Annotated in this window: 18 protein-coding genes; 7 read left to right on the forward strand and 11 right to left on the reverse strand. The window is 61.7% G+C overall.

Translation table 11 applies throughout. The features are described from left to right. Positions 1 to 53 precede the first annotated feature (53 nt). The 4 genes from G3T16_RS04845 to G3T16_RS04860 all read left to right on the forward strand — a co-directional run bounded on the left by G3T16_RS04845 (position 54) and on the right by G3T16_RS04860 (position 3,652). On the forward strand, positions 54 to 1,250 hold the full coding sequence (locus G3T16_RS04845) for an endonuclease/exonuclease/phosphatase family protein (RefSeq protein ID WP_163494065.1): 1,197 nt from the start codon (positions 54 to 56) through the stop codon (positions 1,248 to 1,250). A gap of 153 nt (positions 1,251 to 1,403) precedes the next feature. Continuing rightward, positions 1,404 to 2,513: a histone deacetylase family protein gene (locus G3T16_RS04850; protein WP_197911907.1), complete on the forward strand. Its 1,110-nt coding sequence runs from the start codon at positions 1,404 to 1,406 to the stop codon at positions 2,511 to 2,513. 161 nt (positions 2,514 to 2,674) lie between these two features. Continuing rightward, positions 2,675 to 3,412 (forward strand): translesion DNA synthesis-associated protein ImuA, encoded by a 738-nt coding sequence (imuA, locus tag G3T16_RS04855; RefSeq protein ID WP_163494067.1) that lies wholly within the window; start codon positions 2,675 to 2,677, stop codon positions 3,410 to 3,412. Between the two features lie 30 nt (positions 3,413 to 3,442). Continuing rightward, positions 3,443 to 3,652, forward strand: a complete 210-nt coding sequence (locus G3T16_RS04860; RefSeq protein WP_163494068.1) for a DUF2788 domain-containing protein — start codon at positions 3,443 to 3,445, stop codon at positions 3,650 to 3,652. A gap of 43 nt (positions 3,653 to 3,695) precedes the next feature. Here G3T16_RS04860 and G3T16_RS04865 read toward each other — a convergent pair whose 3' ends face one another. Then, positions 3,696 to 5,591, reverse strand: a complete 1,896-nt coding sequence (locus G3T16_RS04865; RefSeq protein WP_163494069.1) for a DUF885 domain-containing protein — start codon at positions 5,589 to 5,591, stop codon at positions 3,696 to 3,698. A 249-nt stretch (positions 5,592 to 5,840) separates the two neighbouring features. Here G3T16_RS04865 and G3T16_RS04870 point away from each other — a divergent pair, with 249 nt between their 5' ends. Together G3T16_RS04870 and G3T16_RS04875 are read left to right on the forward strand one after the other, a co-directional pair. Continuing rightward, complete coding sequence (locus G3T16_RS04870; protein ID WP_163494070.1) at positions 5,841 to 7,277, forward strand: Y-family DNA polymerase; 1,437 nt, start codon at positions 5,841 to 5,843, stop codon at positions 7,275 to 7,277. Positions 7,278 to 7,457: 180 nt separating this feature from the next. Beyond that, positions 7,458 to 7,793, forward strand: coding sequence for a hypothetical protein (locus G3T16_RS04875; protein WP_163494071.1), 336 nt, complete (start codon positions 7,458 to 7,460; stop codon positions 7,791 to 7,793). Between the two features lie 147 nt (positions 7,794 to 7,940). Here G3T16_RS04875 and G3T16_RS04880 read toward each other — a convergent pair whose 3' ends face one another. The 9 genes from G3T16_RS04880 to G3T16_RS04915 form a co-directional block, all read right to left on the reverse strand. Next, positions 7,941 to 8,228 carry an encapsulin-associated ferritin-like protein gene (locus G3T16_RS04880; RefSeq protein ID WP_163494072.1) on the reverse strand — a complete coding sequence of 96 codons (288 nt, stop codon included), beginning with the start codon at positions 8,226 to 8,228 and terminating at the stop codon, positions 7,941 to 7,943. A gap of 204 nt (positions 8,229 to 8,432) precedes the next feature. After that, positions 8,433 to 9,506, reverse strand: a complete 1,074-nt coding sequence (locus G3T16_RS04885; protein WP_163494073.1) for a PA0069 family radical SAM protein — start codon at positions 9,504 to 9,506, stop codon at positions 8,433 to 8,435. A 223-nt stretch (positions 9,507 to 9,729) separates the two neighbouring features. Beyond that, positions 9,730 to 10,524 (reverse strand): transglutaminase domain-containing protein, encoded by a 795-nt coding sequence (locus G3T16_RS04890; protein ID WP_163494074.1) that lies wholly within the window; start codon positions 10,522 to 10,524, stop codon positions 9,730 to 9,732. Positions 10,525 to 10,710: 186 nt separating this feature from the next. Then, on the reverse strand, positions 10,711 to 13,197 hold the full coding sequence (locus G3T16_RS04895) for a hybrid sensor histidine kinase/response regulator (RefSeq protein ID WP_163494075.1): 2,487 nt from the start codon (positions 13,195 to 13,197) through the stop codon (positions 10,711 to 10,713). A gap of 280 nt (positions 13,198 to 13,477) precedes the next feature. Then, complete coding sequence (locus G3T16_RS21695; protein ID WP_232059341.1) at positions 13,478 to 13,807, reverse strand: DJ-1/PfpI family protein; 330 nt, start codon at positions 13,805 to 13,807, stop codon at positions 13,478 to 13,480. A gap of 73 nt (positions 13,808 to 13,880) precedes the next feature. Then, complete coding sequence (locus G3T16_RS21700; protein ID WP_232059272.1) at positions 13,881 to 14,048, reverse strand: type 1 glutamine amidotransferase family protein; 168 nt, start codon at positions 14,046 to 14,048, stop codon at positions 13,881 to 13,883. 33 nt (positions 14,049 to 14,081) lie between these two features. Next, positions 14,082 to 14,501, reverse strand: coding sequence for a VOC family protein (locus G3T16_RS04905; protein WP_163494076.1), 420 nt, complete (start codon positions 14,499 to 14,501; stop codon positions 14,082 to 14,084). Positions 14,502 to 14,677: 176 nt separating this feature from the next. Beyond that, positions 14,678 to 15,220 (reverse strand): hypothetical protein, encoded by a 543-nt coding sequence (locus G3T16_RS04910; RefSeq protein WP_163494077.1) that lies wholly within the window; start codon positions 15,218 to 15,220, stop codon positions 14,678 to 14,680. 72 nt (positions 15,221 to 15,292) lie between these two features. Further along, positions 15,293 to 17,002 carry a tetratricopeptide repeat protein gene (locus tag G3T16_RS04915; RefSeq protein WP_163494078.1) on the reverse strand — a complete coding sequence of 570 codons (1,710 nt, stop codon included), beginning with the start codon at positions 17,000 to 17,002 and terminating at the stop codon, positions 15,293 to 15,295. A 199-nt stretch (positions 17,003 to 17,201) separates the two neighbouring features. Between G3T16_RS04915 and G3T16_RS04920 the strand changes: the two genes are divergently transcribed. Further along, positions 17,202 to 17,813 carry an SCO family protein gene (locus G3T16_RS04920; RefSeq protein WP_163494079.1) on the forward strand — a complete coding sequence of 204 codons (612 nt, stop codon included), beginning with the start codon at positions 17,202 to 17,204 and terminating at the stop codon, positions 17,811 to 17,813. Positions 17,814 to 18,044: 231 nt separating this feature from the next. Here G3T16_RS04920 and G3T16_RS20960 read toward each other — a convergent pair whose 3' ends face one another. Next, positions 18,045 to 18,551, reverse strand: a complete 507-nt coding sequence (locus tag G3T16_RS20960; RefSeq protein WP_269473284.1) for a spermidine synthase — start codon at positions 18,549 to 18,551, stop codon at positions 18,045 to 18,047. Positions 18,552 to 18,621: the final 70 nt, after the last annotated feature.

Here is an 18,621-nt window from a genome sequence, read left to right on the forward strand (position 1 = left end):
GTAAAACAAAAGATTTACGCCGCTACTGGCAGTAGCCGGCAGGAGCTGTTGCAATGCGAAACTGGGTAATACTCGCCCTGACCCTGATGGTGGCGACAATGACAGCAACCACGAGCCATGCCGCGGACAGTACTGTTCGCATCGCCAGCTTCAATGTCAGCATGGAGGCGGACAACTATGTGGCGGCGGGGGCAACGCCCACCGGCGACGAGCTGTTCCTGCAGCTGGCCGACGGCCGGAATTCGCAGATCCGCAATATCGCCGAAATCATCCAGCGCACGCGGCCGGACATCCTGCTGCTGAATGAATTCGATTTCTCCCCCGATCCGGAGCGCGGGGTATTGCCCTTTCTGCGCCACTATCTGCAGCGGCCGCAGCGGGGCGCGGAGCCGATTGACTATCCCTTCCACTACAGCGCGCCGGTCAACACCGGCATCGATTCGGGCCTCGATCTGGACCGCGACGGCGTCGCCTCGGGCAGGGGCCAGGATGCCTTTGGCTACGGCCTATTCCCGGGCCACTATGGCATGTTGCTGTTGAGCCGCTATCCGCTGGACACGGCAGGGGTGCGCAGTTTTCAGCATTTTCTGTGGCGGGACATGCCGGGCAATCTGTTGCAGGATATCAAGGATGCCCAGGGCGACAACTGGTATACCCCCGAGGCCCGGCAGCGGCTGCGGCTGTCCTCCAAGTCTCACTGGGACATACCCGTGCTGATAGATGGCCAGCGGGTACATGTGCTGGCCAGCCACCCCACGCCGCCGGTGTTTGACGGGCCGGAGGATCGCAATGGCCGCCGCAATCACGATGAGATCCGCTTCTGGAGTGACTACATCAGCGGCGGCGAGCGGGCGGCCTATATTCATGATGACTGCGGCTTGCGGGGAGGACTGCGGGGCGAGATCTTCGTGCTGCTGGGAGATCTCAATGCCTCACCCCTGGAAGGCGACGGTCTGAAGCCCGCCATTACCGGGCTACTGCGGCATCCGCTCATCAACAGCATGGCGTTGCCCACCAGTACCGGGGGCGGTGAACACAGCCCCGGCAATCCCCATGCCGCCAGTCACACAGCCAGCTTCCGGCTGCGGGTGGACTATGTGCTGCCCTCCACCGATGGCTGGCAGGTAGACGCCGCCGGCGTGTTCTGGCCCACGCGGGATGATCCGCTGCGGCGCCTGGTCAGCGACCGCCGGACCTCCTCCGATCACCGCCTGGTGTGGCTGGACCTGGTATTGTCGGCGCCACGGTAAGCGACTGTTCCGCTGCTGCCCGGGGGAAACCAGGCCGCCTTCGTAGCGGTGCGCTGCTACAGTTCCTCAAGCGCGGCGTGGCCGACGCGGGCCGACTCCGGTAGTCTGGACCCTTGCGCCGGTAACGGCATGAGCTCGGCCCGGGAGAATACAGTGGCAGCACCGACAGACACAGTCACCGTGGTGTACGACGAGCGCGTGCTCGCCCACCAGCCCGATACCAATGCGGCTTTCCTGCCGGGGCGCATGGACAAGCGCATCCGGCAGATCATTGCCGGACTCGATGTGCCCTGGAAGTATCCGGAGCACCCCGGTCGCGTAACCGCCATCCGCTCCCTGCTTGAACAAAGCCCGCTGCCGGGGCTCTCCTGGCGCAGCGGGCGGGCGGCGACACAGGAGGAACTGGCGCAGGTGCACACCGCCCACTACCTGAGTGATATCTTCCGCCTGCGCGGCCAGAACGCCTGGCTGGATGTGGATACGACGGCGGTATCACCCGGCAGTGTCGAGGCGGCGGAGGTGGCGGCAGGTTGCGCCCTGGAGGCCGTGGACGCGGTAATGGAGGGCGCTACCGAGACTGCCTTTGCGGTGGTGCGCCCGCCGGGACATCACGCCGAGCCGGTGCGTGCCCGCGGCTTCTGCCTGTTCAACAACGTCGCAGTAGCCGCGACCCATGCCCAGACCGAGTGGGGCTGCCAGCGAGTCATGATCGTGGACTGGGATGCCCACCACGGCAACGGCACCCAGGATATCTTCTGGGCAGACCCGGATGTATTGTTCATCGACCTGCACCGCGCAGCCCCGTTCTATCCCGGCTCCGGCACGCTGGAGGAAGTCGGGGCCGGCATTGGCGAGGGTAGCACCGTGAATATCCCCATGCCCGATGGCGCGGGTGACCTCGCCTATCTCAAGGCTTTCAACGATATCATTGTACCGGCGGCGGACTGGTTCAGCCCCGATCTCATCCTGGTTTCCGCCGGCTTCGACCCACATCGCTTTGACCTCGCCCTGGATGTGTCCTACCAGGGCTTCGGTGCCATGACCGGGGTACTGCGGCAGCTGGCGCGCCGGCACTGTCAGGGGCGCCTGGTGTTTGTCCTTGAGGGCGGCTACAACCTCGAATCCCTGGCCAATGGTGTGCACGCGGTGCTGCAGGTCCTCACCGGGGGTGAGGTGCCACCGCCCCTCGTTCGGGGCATGGCCGAGGTGGAAGCCGCCGCGGCGTTTCATCGCGAGGCCTTCCTCGACACCGAACGGAATTGAGCCGCAACGGCTTGCCCCGCCTTCTGGATCCGCGACCTGTCGCCCCGGCAGACAGGTTTTATGGAAGCCGCTGTCCTTTGGGGGACAGCGGCTTGCATTTCTCCCGCCACCCAACTACTGTATATACATACAGCAAACAGCATCCCCGGAGGTGGCACACCATGAACGAAGCCCTGGAACAGGTCATCCGTCGCAGCGACACCTGGCGCGGTCGGCCCCATTATATCGGCGGACACCATCAATCCGCCAACAACGCATCGCATCGGACCGGCCTGGCCACCGGCTACCGGGAGCTGGACAATGCCCTGCAGCAAAGCGGCTGGCCCGCGGCCACCACGATTGAAGTACTCAGCGACGGCTGCGGCCTGGGGGCAATGGGCCTGTTCCTGCCGGCAATGGAAACCCTCAGTGGCCAGGGCCGCTGGCAGGCCTTTATCGCGCCCCCCTATACACCCTATGCGCCACTGCTGGCAGCCCGCGGTATCGATACCGGGCAAATCCTGCTGGTGCATCCGCAAAATCGCGAGGATCTGCTATGGTGTACCGAACAGGCCCTGCGCAGCAGTACCTGCAGTGCCGTTTTCAGCTGGCTGGGAGCCGCTCACTACCGCTACAGTGAGCTGCGCAAACTGCAGCTGGCCGCTGCCGGAGGCGACACTCTGGCGGTCCTGTTCCGCCCTCAGCAGGCGGCCACTGAAAACGCTCCTGCGGGACTGCGCCTGCAGATGCGCGAATACCGCAAGGTACATATTCTCAAACAGCGCGGCGGCAGGCAGCAGCTGGATGTAAACCTGTCACCAGCCGATGAACTGCCCCATCAGCCGCAGCTGTGGGAACTGCCCGCCTGGCCCGCGAACCCGGCCACCGCGCGAGCGGAGACAGTATTCGGCACTGCCTGACAAAAAGGCAACCCGCAACAGGAAGGCACTATGGATCAATGGCTGAGTGACTACGGCGTCACGCTGGGCGTCGGAGCGCTCATTGCCTTCATGGTATTTATCGTGTGGGACCTCGCCCGGCGCAGCAATGCCGGCAGGTTCGGCACTATCATTCTCTATATTGGCCTGGCGATGGGGATTCTCGGTTTTCTGCTCAAGGTGGTAATCACCTATTTGCTGGAAAACAACGGCGGGGCCTGAACATACAGGCTTCCATCCCGGACGGGGTGGAAGCCTGTCTCAATCAATCGGCCTTCGCCGCCAGGGTATCGGCGATCAGGCGCTCGACGTTCTGCTCCAGTAGTGACATCGGCACCGGGCCGTGTTTCAACACTTCGTCGTGGAAGGCGCGGATATCAAACTGCTCGCCCAGTTCTTCCCGGGCCCGCTCACGCAGCTCCATGATTTTCAGCTTGCCCACCAGATAGGCTGTCGCCTGGCCGGGCATCGCAATATAGCGTTCGATGGCCTTGGTGGAGTCTGTCTCGGAATTGGGCGTATTTTCCAGCAGGTAGGCAATGGCCTCTTCGCGGGTCCAGCGTTTGTTGTGCAGGCCGGTATCCACTACCAGACGGCAGGCGCGCCACAACTCGAGGGCAAGGCGCCCAAAGTCTGAATAGGGGTCCTCGTACATCCCCATGTCCTTCGCCAACTCTTCCGAATACAGCCCCCACCCTTCGCTGTAGGCCGTGAAACTGGCATAACGCTGGAACTCCGGCAAACCCTTCAATTCCACCGAAATTGCGCGTTGCATATGGTGGCCGGGAAGGCCTTCGTGATAGGCCAGCGCCTCCAACTGATAGGTTGGCATGCTGGTCATGTCATACAGGTTGGCGTAATAGATACCCGGGCGTGAACCATCCGGCGGCGGCCCCTGGTAGAAGGCCTTGCCAGCGGACTTTTCCCGAAAGGCTTCTACCCGCTTCACCACCAGTTCGGCTTCCGGCAACAGGCCGAACTGCTCCGACAGGAGGGGACGTATCGCATCAATGGCGGCTCGGGCATCGGTCAGATAGGCCTCGCGCCCCGCGTCGGTATTCGGATAGTAGAACTGCGGGTCGCTGCGCATGAACTCGAAGAATTCCTGCAGCTCACCCTCGAACTCGACCTGCGCCATGATCTCGCGCATCAGGCCGTGAATCCGGTCCACTTCCTGCAGCCCGAGCTGGTGAACTTCTTCCGCCGTCAGGTCCGTGGTGGTAAACCAGCGCAGGCGTTCGGCATAAAACGCATCACCGTTGGTGAACTTCCAGACCCCGTCGGCCTCCGGCGCATTCTCTGCCTGCTTCTCCAGCGCGGCTATCAGCTTTTCATAAGCCGGCTGGACCACATCGACCAGCGCGCGGCGGGCCTCGTCCAGCAACTGCTCGCGGCTGTCCTGCTCGATATCCAGCGCCGCGACCTTGGCCTGAAAATCTTCCCACAGGGTGGAGTTCCCACCCTCTTCCGTAAACGGCACCCCGCTGATGACATTGCGGGAGGCCTCGATCATCGGCGGGTACTGCCAGTCCGCCAGCAGCAGGTTCTTTTCGCTGCGAATCTCCAGTTGTTCGATCACCTCATCGAACCAGTTTTCGATATTGTTGAGACGGCCGATATAGGCCTCGGCATCCGCAACATCCTTGACCTGGTGAATATTGATCAGGCTGCTGGGGGCCATGGTGTGGGGACCGCGAAACTGCTGGATCACGAACAGATGATGACGGAACTCATCCCGGGCCAGCTGCCGTTCCAGGTCCAGCTTGTACAGGTCCCACGACAGGCGGTCGGAGGGGGCCAGCGCATCGCGATCGAACTCCGCCAGTTGCTGCAGCCGCGCCTCATTGATTTCGCGGGTTTCCTGCAGGTGACTTTCGGAATAGGAATTCCATTGGTCCTGGTTGGTCTTGATACCGCGGTAACTCGCGGTCAGGGGTTCACGAGCCATGTCCACCGCATAGTTTTCTGCGAGGAAGGTACGGAACTCTGCGGTGACCGATTCGCTGACCGCATTTTGCCCGATGGACGTCTCCGGGCTCACCGGACTGGCAGGCGCCGCTGCAGGTTCGGGTTCGGCCGGAGCCTGCTCGCGGGAGCAGGCCGTCACAAACACAGCCAGCAAGCCCGCACATACTGTGATCTTCAATAGATTTAAATACATTTCAGCCTCATTCAGAGCAAATTCGGGTAGTACTCCTTCAAGGCGATAGTTGAAATCCGAAGGAGCACTGGTTGACAACATTGTGACAACTGATGTCATGCATGATACTCGCACTTGCTCGGCAATATCCAGCATCGCCCGGCGCCGTCTGGACAGGAGCCGGCTTATCGCAAATACTGTATATATGTACAGTTATCGCGAGCAAATGAAGGACAGGTTCCCGTCCCATTCCCAGCGGAGGCCAGCCCGATGAGCCTGTGGCTGTGCCTGCGCTTTGACCAGCTGCCACTGCAGTGCCAAATCCGGAATGAACAGCGGCCCATAGCAGTGCTGGAGCGCCAGCGCGCGGTGCGCGTCAATGACTGCGCGCTCGGCCTGGGCCTCCGGACGGGCATGGCAACGGCCACTCTCCGCGCACTGGCCGCTCCCCAGCCCCTGCAACTGCTGGAACGGGACAGGCAGGCCGAACAGCGCTGCCTGAAACAGCTCTGCTGCTGGGCCTATGGCTTCACCCCCACCCTGTACCCCTGGCGGGAGGATTGCCTGATCCTGGAAATCGGTGGCAGCCTCGCCCTGTTCAGGGGCCTGGAAGCCCTGCTGGACAGGATTCACAACGACCTCAACTGGCGGGGCTATCAGGTGCGGACCGGCCTGGCTGCCACTCCCAGCGCAGCCTGGCTGCTGTCTTTCATCGAGGAGGCGGATCCCGCGATGACGGAACAGGGATTGCGGCAAGTGCTGGCACCCCTGCCACTGGCACTGCTGCTGGATGACTTCCCCCGCCAGGTGACAGCCTTGCGCCGGGCCGGCCTGAAGACACTGGGCGCCGTGCTGAACTTGCCCGAGACGGCTCTGGGACGCCGCTGTGGCCCGGATTTCGTACTGTTTCTGCGCCGGGTACTGGGCCGGGAAGCAGACTTACAAGCGGCATTCCGGCCACCGCCCACGTTTTTCGACCAATACTGGTTTGGCTACGAGGTCAAAACCAATGCGGAACTGCTGCCCGCGGTCCAGCAGTTGCTGCAGGCCCTGTGCCGGTTCCTGCGCCACACCCAGCTGCAAACCGGCGAGATCGAATGGCAACTGGTCGGCGTGGACCGCCAACTGCAATGCCTGCGGGTGCGCAGCAGCACCTCTCACAGCGACTGGCTCAACTGGTATCAGCTCAGCCAGCTGCAGTTTGAACGCGTGCAATTATCCGGCAGTGTCGAGGGGCTGCAGTTGGAGTGCCCGCGGCTGAATCCCGGACACAGCACCGCTATTGACCTGTTCAGCCCCCAGAACCAGCGCGAGCCGCTGGAAGCCCTGGTCGACCGCCTGCGCGGGCGTCTGGGGCTGCAGGCCATTGCCAGGGTGAGCTGCCGCGATGAACACCTGCCCGAGCTGGCCCTGCAGGTGAGCAATGACCATCCCGGCGCCGCGCCTGCCGACAATCGCAGTAGCAGGGACAGGCACCGCCCCTTCTGGCTTATGCCCCAGCCTCAGCCCTTGCCAGGAGGCGACGGGCAATTGCACTGGAATGGCCCCCTGCAGCTGACGGCGGGTCCCGAACGGATCGAGGACAACTGGTGGCAGATACCGGTCAGTCGTGACTATTACATTGCCCGGGCTCCGGCGGGGCAGTGCTACTGGGTCTTCAGGGACCGGCTCGGGCAGCGCTGGTATATCCACGGCCTGTTTGCCTGACCTGCCTTTGTAGCCAAGCCATGGGACAGCAATGATTGTGAACTTATTGTGACAATTACATGTCAACGATAGATTGGCGTTGCAATCGGGTTCTATGATGGTTGCAAGTTGAGCGCTTCCCCCCTGGGACGCCGCCCGACCCTTGCCAATAACGTCGCGAGACGCTGACGGAGAAATGAGATGAAATATATAAGCAGAGCACTGATATTGCTGGCGATTCCACTATTCACCAGTGGCGCCTGGGCCGAAACCACCCAGGATTGCATCCTGGAGGGAACGGTTGACAAGAAGAAAGCTGTCCAGACGGGCCGCGATGTCTATGTCACCTTTCATTCCGCGAGCCGGGCGGAGAAAAACAGCGAATGCACGCTGAACCGCCGCAACCGGGTCGAGTTCAAGGAACCCAAGAACGCGATGATTGAAAATGCACCCGATGGCGCCAAGGTCAAGTATCGCTACACCAAGGAAGAAAATCAGGATGGTGAATGGCAGCTGATGGACATGTCCATGCAGTGAGAGCGCGATAACGGGCCCATACCGGGCCCGTCTGATTCACAAACACCAGCTCATCTGCCGCAAGGCCCGATGTCCTGACACGCTCAACACTATCCGGAGACCTCAGTATTGTTGTCCGGGGCCTGTCCGCCGACAGTGCAGCGGCGGTTATTCGTGCGCAATGGTCTTGTCGGTAAAAAGATACTCCTTCATCTCCTTGTCGAGTACCGGGTCACGGCGGCGAATCCACTCCAGCACCATTGCCGCATGCTCCTTTTCCTCGTCCCGGTTGTGCCTGAGGATGGCCCTTAACTCTGGATCCTTGCAGGCATCCATACGCTGGTTATACCAATCCACGGCTTCCAGCTCCTCCATCAGGGAGACGATGGCACGGTGCATATCGCGGCTTTCGTCGCTCAGTTCCGCTATTGGTTCGTGATAACCTTCGTTCGACATGATTGCTCCTTAATCTGACAGCCAGCCAATATCCACAGGGGGGAGGGACAGCCGCCGGCTCCGGGGAAACAGCCCCGGCACCCCGGGATCATAATCAACCGCAAGGGATTTGCCCAGTACTGAGTGGTGCTGGCGCCGCTATGACTCTTGCAAGATGACCTGGAAGAAACGCGGGTACCGCCACCCACGGCAAGCTCCCGGTACTCACGCGAACAAATCCCCTTGCGGACGCGGTGCCCGGAAGCGACTGCAGTCCAGTCTGCCATAGTCGCGGGCATTGAGTCCCAGGCGCCGGCAGCTTTGCTGAAACCGCTGTTTCAGCAGCTCGGCGAACACGCCCTCGCCCCGCATCCGGTGGCCGAAGCGGGTATCGTAGTCGGCTCCGCCGCGGCACTGCCGGATCAGGCTCATGACCTTGTCCGCCCGCTGGGGATAGTGTGTCTGCAGCCAGTCGCGAAACAACGGTGCCACTTCCAGCGGCAGGCGCAGCAGCATCCAGGCCGCAGTGCGGGCACCGGCCTCGCTGGCGGCCTGCAAAATGGGCTCCAGCTCGTGCTCATTGAGCCCCGGAATCATCGGTGAGGCCAGTACTCCCACTGGCACCCCCTCGGCAGCCAGCTCCCGCAGCACCCGCAAGCGCGCCGCCGGCCCCGCGGTGCGCGGTTCCAGTGTGCGCTTCAGCTCGTCATCCAGTGTGGTCACACTGACGAACACATGTACCAGCTGCTGTTCAGCCATTGCAGCCAGCAGGGCCCGGTCGCGCAGGATCAATGCGCTCTTGGTGACAATGGTGACCGGATGACGAACCTCCAGCAACAGCTCCAGCAGGGCCCGGGTGGTGCCTCGCTCGGCTTCCAATGGCTGGTAGCAATCGGTGTTGCCCGACAGGTTGATGGGGCGGCAAACATAGGACGGCTTGCACAGCTCCTCGCGCAACCGTTCCACCAGCCCGGTGCGCGCAATCAGCCGGGTCTCGAAATCGATGCCGGGAGAGAGATCCCAGTAGGCATGGCTGGGACGGGCATAACAGTAGATACAACCGTGTTCACAGCCGCGGTAGGGGTTCAGCGAGCGGTCGAACCCCAGGTCCGGCGACCGGTTCCAGCTCAATGCGCTTTTGCTGGGCTCATCGCGTACCGTGGTGGCCAGCCGGTCAGGCAAGACCTCCTGCCACCAGCCATCATCCACCGCCTCGCTGGCAGTGGCGGCAAAACGGTTGTGGGGATCATAGGTGGCGCCCCGCCCCTTGCGCAACCTGGACTGTTGCCTGATGGCCATGCCTGCACCTGCACCGTGTTTTTGCGGAAGGGCATCCACCCAGCTACAGTCACGCATGTACTGTATGGATGTCCAGTGCGACTCATTCTAGTACTGCCGCAGGGACAGTCAAGTTTTTCTCTCCAGTCCCTGTCAGGACACCCGTGTTGTGGCCACAGGATGCTGCAACAGGCGAGAACAGCAGGCAGGGTATGGACGGGCCGCGGCTGGAGGCCGCTGGCTGTCAGGACTGGGCGTCGATGCGCTGCACCTGGATATCCTGGCTGGTGATGGTGACCGGCAGGCCGAACTGGTTGTAGACGGCGACGTCGGCCGCATCGCGACCGTAACCGATCACGATATAGCCGTTCCGCAACCCGGCCTGGGTGGCATCGAAGGTATACCAGCGGCCACCGACATAGGCTTCGAACCAGGCGTGCATGTCCATCGGTTCCAGCTCGTACAGATAGCCCACGACCATGCGGGCGGGGATACTCATGCTGCGGCACAGTGCAATACCGAGGTGGGACAGGTCGCGGCAGACACCGGACTGGCGGTTGTTCACTTCGATCGCCGAGGCGGGGTAGTTGCTGCTGCCGGGCAGGTATTTGATGCGATTTCGCAGCCAGTCCTCAATGGCCGATACCTGATCATAGCCCAGCAACTGACCGGCGGTGATCTCTGTCGCCATGTTGTAAAAACGGTCGGACTCGCAGTAACGGCTGGGCAGCAGGTAGCTGAGCACTTCATCGGGCAGGTCCTGTACCTGCACGAAGGGAGCTCCCGGCGCCCGCTCGACCCGGTCGGAGATCATCACTTCGGCGGCGGTATGTACCGAAAAATGACCCGGTGGAGCAATCAGGCGCTGGCAGAGATTGCCGTAGACATCCGTGAACTCGGACACCGGCACACTGGGCACCAGCCGGTACTCCTCCCTCGCCAGCCACTGCTGTGGCCCGCTGCGGGGACGCAACATCAGCACAAAGGGCGTCGGTTCGATGACGTCGAAGGCCAGATCACAGCTTGTTTGAAACCACATGCGCGCAACTCATTTGCTGGCGCCTGGCACCGGGCAGGCGTAATGGGTTGGTCCGGCCGTTGGCCGGCAGGAATACGGGCTTCGCGAGTGGCGAGCGGGCCGCGCCTTCGCGGGAGAAAGCCCGGGATACATCAACATGCATCTTACGTGGGTCCCGCTCAACTTCGCAATACAGCGCGGGGCAGTTTATCTAACAGCTCGCGCATCCAGCACGGCACGAACCTTCGCGGCCAGACTGGACGGGGTATAGGGTTTCTGGATGAAGTCGGCGTCCGCGCTCAGCAGACCATGACGGAATACGGCATCGTCGGTGTAACCACTCATGAAAATCACCCCGGCCCGCGGGAAACGCTGCCTGAACAGTTCCATCAGCTCGCGGCCCCCGAGGTTGGGCATCACCACATCGGTCAGCAACAGGTCGATATCATTTCCGTGAGCCTCCATGGCAGCCACCGCATCGTGACCATCAACGGCGGCAAGCACCTGGTAGCCCCGGTCCCGCAGACTTCTGGCCGCCAACACCCGAACCTCCTCTTCGTCTTCGACCAGGAGTATGGTTTCCCCGCCACCGGGACCCGGCGCTGGATCGCTGGACACCTCGGGCAGGACCGCGTCACTGATCGCGGGAAGATAAATCTTGAACGTGGTGCCGTGACCGGATTCGCTGTATACGTGGATACAGCCATTGCTTTGCTGGACGATACCAAAGACGATCGCCAGTCCCAGGCCAGAACCCTTGCCTATACCCTTGGTGGTAAAAAAGGGCTCGAAGATGTGCTCCATGATCTCGTCTGCCATGCCAGCACCGGTGTCGGACATCGCCAGCATCACATGGGGCCCCGGTTTGCAATCCGGATGCCTGGCGGCATAGTCCTCGCTGAGTGTGACGTTGGCGGTTTCCAGCGTCAGCCAGCCGCCTGAAGGCATTGCATCACGGGCATTGACCGCCAGATTGATCAGTACCTGGTCCAACTGGCCCGGGTCAACCCTCACCCGGTGCAGATCCGGCGCCAACACGGTAGTGAACTGGATATCTTCGCCGATCAGGCGCTGCAGCATCTTGCCGGTGTCCGTGACGATGGTGTTCAGGTCCAGCACCCGGGGTTGCATGATGGTCTGACGACTGAAACTCAGCAGCTGCCGGGTCAGCGCCGCGGCTCTTTCACCGGCCTCATGGATGGGCCCGGCGAGCTCCAGCACCGCAGCTTGCTGTCCCGCTTGCTGCAGCAGGGCCTCGCTGTAGCCATTGATGACCGTGAGCAGGTTGTTGAAGTCATGGGCAACTCCGCCAGCGAGGCGTCCCATCGCCTCCATCTTCTGGGACTGCTGCAACTGGCCTTCCAGGTTCTTGCGGCCGGTGATGTCCTGGGCCAGCGACAACAGGCCTATGAACTCGCCGCTCTCCTCGTAGAGAGGCGTATTGTGCCACTCACAAATGATGATATCGCCCTCCCGGGTACGGATTTCACATTCGCCGTGGGCCTCCATGCTGCCGGCCCTGACCTGTTCGAGAATGCCGCCCATCCATGCCTGTGACTGGGGTGGCACCATCACATCGAAGGGATGCCGGTGCAGCACTTCGGCCTCGGAAAAGCCGAACATGCGCTCGGCCGCAGGGTTCCAGCGGCTGTAGCAGAAATTCGAGTCAGACAGCAGGTAGGCCAGCGGCATGCGCTCGATCTGCAGCTGCAAGCGTGCCAACAGGCGGCTGCGCTCCAGTTCCGCCAGCTTGCGGCTGGTGATCTCCCGACTGATGCCTATCAGCCCCGAGACAGTACCGTCGGCATTGTGCAGCGGCACCTTGATGGTAAAAAACCAGGCTTTCCTGCCGTTGGTTTCAGTCCAGCGCTCCTGGCTACTGCGCTGCAGTTCGCCGGACATCAGCTGCCTGTCCTCCTCGTGCTGGACGCGGGCAAACTCCGGCGGGAACAGTTCGAATACCGTTTTGCCAATGACCTCCTCTTTATGGCTGAGGCCAAGCTGGCTCAACGCCATCGGATTGCAGGTGTTATAGTGACCCACGGCGTCCTTGGTAAAGACGGCGTCCGGCAAGGCATCGACAAGTGTACGCAACTGGCTGCGTTCGGCCTCCAGAGAAGTCCGGGCTGCGACTTCCCGCTGTAGAGCATCATTGAGCACCGAAATCACGCTGCCGATGGCCAGAACCAACAGGGAGTTTATCAGCACAAAATTGAGAGTGATGGTAACCCAGGCGGCGGCGCCCGCCTCGCGGCTCAACAATACCATTTCGGCCGAGGCATGGCCGAGCAGGCCCAAAGTCAACAGCGTGATCGCGTTGAGGATTAGCGTCAGAATACCCGCGCGCAAGCCAAGCAACAGGGTGGTGAGCAGGGAAAATCCCACCAGATAGATCTGACTGACCGGACCAACGTAAACCAACAGGCCAGTGGCCAGAAAGTAGAAAACCAGGCAGAAAATACCCGCGCGCCAACGGTAAGACCAGCTGTTCAGCAGATACAGGCCGGCCAGGGCGACGATGGCCGCGGTATTGACCGCCGCGATCCCGGGCGTGCCCTTTTGGTAGGCGGCGTACATGCTGGGCAGATAGACCAGTAGCCCGGCAATCACACTGACCCACAGGATCAGCCGGAACAGATCCAGCTGCCATTGCCGGGGATCGATCCGCAACAGGGCAAGCATCGGACGCTTCATGCCGGGGACGCTATTCCACCGCTACCTGGCAGCTCATCACTCTGAATTTACCGGGATAATCATTGTCATTATATGGACGCCTCTGGTCAGCAAGACCGCAATCAGACCCTCCGCAGGATCCCCCCCAGCAGACAGTGTTGAAGAAACCGTCCCGAGAGTAAAGTTCTTTTGAACCAATCTGGCCGGACGGTGCGGGTCCCGGGAATGCCTCAGCGGTGCCTCTGACGCGCCCTGGAATACCGCGCCCGGGGCGCGCCATGCTATCGCCGGCATGACCTGACTAACGGGAAAACTCCATTTGCCGGGCTGTCATCCGGGCCAGCTCCTCGCCACAGAGCCTGCCGACAACATGCAGGCTCATATCGATACCGGCGGAGATACCGCCGGAGGTCAGCAGCCTGCCCTGATCGACCCAGCGCACACCTTCCACCACATCCAGCCGGGGGAACAAGCGCCGCAACTCCGCGATATCCTCCCAGTGGGTCGTCACCCGCTGCGATTGCAGCACACCCGCCTGTGCCAGCAGAAATGCACCCGTACAGACAGAGGCTGCAATGGACGCCTGTCCGGCCTGGGTGGCAATCCACTCCAATACCCAGGGCTTGCCCATCTCCACGGTATGCACGCCCCCGCTACAATCAAGACATCGATGTCGGGATGATTGTAGAATCCATAGTCGGGAATCACCCGGTAACCCGCCCTGGCCACAACGGTTCCCCCGACTCCCCCACCAGGAACACTCGAAAAGGATCGTCATTGCGGCACACCCGTGAAGCGGTGCTAAACACCTCGAAGGGACCGGAAAAATCGAGCACTTCCGCCTGATCATAAATGTAGATGCCGACATTCATCCAGCCTGGCTCCTGTTCACAAGCGGCCCTGGGTCAACAGCTCTGCCGGCCTAGTGGCGGCCCCTTGAGTTCCACGGTATTCCCTTCCGGATCGTCAATATAGATTGACGGGCCTTCACCTTCCGCCCCGTTGCGTATTTCAGTGGGACCGGCCGCCACCCCTTGGCTCTGCAGGTGACGTCGAAGCGACACTTCGTCGAATGGCTCCACCCGGAAACAAAAGTGATCGAGGTTGTGGCCCTCCTCGCCAGGGGCGGCGCCACCCTGCCGGCCGAGCTTGCCGTCCACCGGCACCAGATCCAGCAGCGACGCGCCGGCCCGCAGTTGTACCAGCCCTATCGCGTCATCGCGGCGTTCCACCGTGCAATTGAGGACGCCGCAATAAAAGTCGAGCATTGTGTCCAGGTTGACCACCCTTAACACGAGATGGTCCAATTCACGCACTTGAATCATAGGTCTGTCTCTCAAACTCGATCAGGCAAAAGCCATGCCCGAATGGGTCGGAAAATGTGACACATTTCGACCCGCGCCATTGCATGCGTTCGCTTTCAGGGACATCGGCTGTCTTACCAGGGACGGTCCACCTTTGTTCCAACGCATGGCGCCTGCCTTCCGGTCCCTTGATCCTGTCAGCCTTCCCGGCGGTTGTGCCTGAATTCCAACAGCCGGTCACGGACTGAATTCATCGTAACATTGCGCTGCGCGAGGTACAGCCCTGCCAGGTATCCGGCGTAGGCCGCCACCAACCAGAGAAATATGGACGCACCACCCGCCACATCGGGCCACCAGGTAAACCAGATGAATGCCATCACGAAGTTCACAAACTGATTGACCAAAAAGCTGATCACAAACGCGAGGATACCGTCCTCGAACAGCGCCGCAAAGCCATTGAAATCCGCCAGAAACGCTGCCAGCTCGGTGAGCTCGATACAGGCGAAGGTCCAGAGCGCCGCGACGCCGTAGAAGCCGCCGCCAAACCTCATCCATCGGGTACTCAGGAAATCGCTCTTGTCCTTCTTGGACTCCGTCTTGATGCGTTTGAGCTGGCTCTTGAAGGCTTTTCCATCCAGCCCCCGCTCCAGCCGGCCCGCGGCATAGAGCCGATCAAACAACCACCAGCTGAGCAGGGTCACCGGCAATGCAAGCGATGCAGCAGTGATCAGCACAATCATCGGAAACCACCTTATCTGTTAGGTAATCGGGGCAGGCTCCGCCTGCCCCGATCAGCAGGTGACGCCATTGCCCTAAAGCCGCGAGGCTGCCAGCTCCATATCGGCATGGGCCCATGCCCGGTCGAAGCGGGCACTGACTTCCATCGCCTCGGCTTCCCGCCCTTGGGCATCCAGCGCCCGGGCCAGCCCGAACAGCGACCAGCCGTTGTCCGGGTTGCGCTTCAGCTCCGCGCGGTAGACAGCCTCGGCCTCTGCGGCCTGGCCGGCTTCCAGCAATACCGCACCGAGAGTCTGGCGCACCGGGGCGTGCCAGCCCGGCGGTTCATCGTAGGGAATGTCGTCCTCCATCTCGACGGCTTCGCGCAGCGCGGCCACCGCGGTGTCGGTATCTCCGCGGGCGGCAGCCAGCTCGCCGGCCACCACTCGCTCTGCCACCTCCACGTTGCGCAGCAGTGAATAGCGTCCCCACACCTGCAGTGATTCGATGTGACTGTCATCCCGCGCCGCCAACAATGCATCGTGGTGCTGTTTCGCCTCTGCCAACCGCTGCTGACGAATGGCGGCCATGCCCTGGGCATAATGCCAGATGGCGACCTGAAAGGGCAGGTCCTGCTCCGGTTCAGGAGTAGCGACGATCTCCTCCCAGAGGCCAAAGCGTACCCTGGCGAACAGTGGGGTCAGGGAGAAGTACTGCATTGCCTCCATGCCCGGCATACGCATCAACTCGGGGTCGCTGGTGCGCTCACCAGTGCTTTCGGCAGCGGCAAGGGCGGTAGCCCGCTCGCCTGCCATCGTGGCGGCAAACCACAGGAAATGGTGGTTGTGGGGCACATAGCCCAGGGGATACACACCGGGGGTCGGCCGGCAGGCGGCCAGGTAGAGATCGTCGGCCTTGATCGCATCCTCGTTCACCAGCACCGCATCATGCCAGCGTCCCACCCGGGCATAAATGTGTGCGGGCATGTGCACCAGATGGCCGGAACCGGGGATCAGGTCCCGCAGGCGGTCCGCCGCCGCGGCACCGCGCTGGGGGTCTGGCGAGGCCTCCACTGCATGGATGTAGAGATGCAGAGCACCGGGATGGGCGTCATTGCGTGCCAATACCGATTCAAGGCGGGCGACGATCTGGTTGGTATTGCCCTTGGCATTGCCCTCGGCATCCCAGAAATCCCAGGGCTGCAGGTTCATCAGCGCTTCCGCGTGGAAGGTGGCTGCATCCAGGTCCTCAGGGTACTGCTGCACCAGTTCGCCCATGGCTTTTGCATAGGCAAGGTCCAGCGCGGTGCGATCCTCCGGCGGATGCTCGGCATAGCGGCTTGCCAGGGCTTCAATATAGGCCCGCTGCCGGGGCTCGGCGGTGGCCGTCAGTTGCCGGGCCGCCTGCAGTCGCTCCCAGGCTGTGGCATTATTCTCGGGATCCATGCCGGCATTGACATGGGGTCCCAGCACCAGCGCCGCACCCCACCAGCACATTGCACAATCGGGATCCAGCTCCAGGGCCCGCAGGAAAGAACGTTCGGCGGCATCGTGATTGAAGCCATAGCTGAGCATCAATCCCTGGTCGAACCAGCGCTGTACCTCGGGATTGTCGCTAATGACCGCCAGGCGGTGATCACCCAGACCCTCGAGCAGCGTGGCACCAACCGGTGCTATGTCAGGCAGGACCGACGCAGAGACCGCGCCGGCACCAGCCACCGTCGGAGGACGGCTGCCAACGGTTATATACAAAAGCCCGGCAATAGCAGCTATGCTTATCAGGGCGAGAGAGAAAACAGGTTTCATGGTGCACCTCCGTACGCTGCGAACCGCGGTGCGAAGTTGCACCCCTGGCGGCTGCAGCAGATTATTTTGTAGTGTTCAGCGAATGACAACCCGTGCGGAAACCGCGGTGCAATGGCTCGCGTGAGACACAGTGGTTTATAGTCGACGAACGCCGTTTGCGCCAGCCCGATTCCGGGATCACAGCCTGGGGGGAGAGTTTATGTCAAAAGTCACGATCTGGTCGCTGACTGCGCTGGCTATTGTGGCGCTGGCCGTCAGCGTTGTATTCCTGGCACGCGAGCCCGCGCGCCCGGTCCCGCAGGTAGGCATCCTGCTGGACACCCCTGCCGCTGTTTCTGCCTTCGAACTGGTCGATCATCGCAGCGCGACCTACAACCAGGCTTCCCTGGCAGGGCACTGGACTCTGGTGTTTCCCGGCTTTACCCATTGCCCCGATATCTGCCCGACCACACTGACGACCCTCGACCGGATGCAGGGGCTGCTGGGAGAGCATGCCAGCGGGCTGCAGGTGGTGCTGCTAAGCGTAGATCCGGAGCGGGATACCCCGGATGTGCTGGCCGATTACCTTGGCTATTTCAATCCCGGCTTCGTGGGCCTCACCGGGGAGCCGGCAGAGTTGGACAACCTTTACCGCAGTCTTGGCGTCAACCACATTCGCATTCCCGGCGCCAACGGGGAATACAGCGTGGATCATTCAGCGGCGTTGATGCTGATTGACCCCGAGGGACGATTGGTGGCTTATTTCACACCACCGTTCAGGGCCCGGGAGCTGGCCGCGGATCTGTCATTGCTGGTAGCGACGAGTCGTTGACCGTCTTCGACAATACGTCATCCCCTCGTCAATCCCGCCGTAGATAGCCGCAGGCCAGTTTGCTTCGCTTACCGCCGTTGCGTCGCTACTCGGTCTTGATCCCGGTGAGCTTGTCCGTCGCAGACGCAAGGGTTTGGCCGACATCGAGACCATGGAACCAGGCGCTATTGGTGCCAAAGATCGCTGTCTTTACGGGCCCGACTGCAATTTCGTCGGCGGAGGGTAACGATCTCAGTTGTTCAGCAGATTGACCGGTGCGTACTGGTCCGTGAGAATCCGGGCTTTTCTGCTCCAGTCCTGCCCCGCATCCATTAGCGGCGGATACTCACTTGCGTCCATACCGAAGCGTTCGAGTCGCGATTGCAAGGTTCGCGCCCGCTGCGCTAGAGTTTCTTTCCCTGGCAGTGGCTGCATGGAGGCGACGATTACCCGGTTGCCGGTGCCGGATCTGCGGATGTTGTAGAACCGGCCGAACACCTTGCTGTAGGTGGCCGATTCCGCATCGTAGAGTCTGCTGGAGGAAAAAGTATTGGCCACCAGGATGCCATGGGGCGACAACAGGGCCTTCACTTCCTCCAGGAATTCCCGCGCCATCAGGTGTTCCGGGATATACTCGCCGTTGAAGGCATCCAGGATCACCAGATCGAACTGCTCCCCCGCAGCCCGGCCCGCTTCACGTAAACGCGGCCGTCCACCGTCTCTACCCTGACCCTGTCGGTCTCGGTGAAGGCAAAGAATTCCCTGGCGATCCTGACGACCGCCTCATCGATCTCGACAACGACGATCCTGGCCTCGGGAAACAGTGTGC

It is taken from the genome of Kineobactrum salinum (genome assembly GCF_010669285.1).
In the GTDB taxonomy this organism is placed as follows: domain Bacteria; phylum Pseudomonadota; class Gammaproteobacteria; order Pseudomonadales; family Halieaceae; genus Kineobactrum; species Kineobactrum salinum.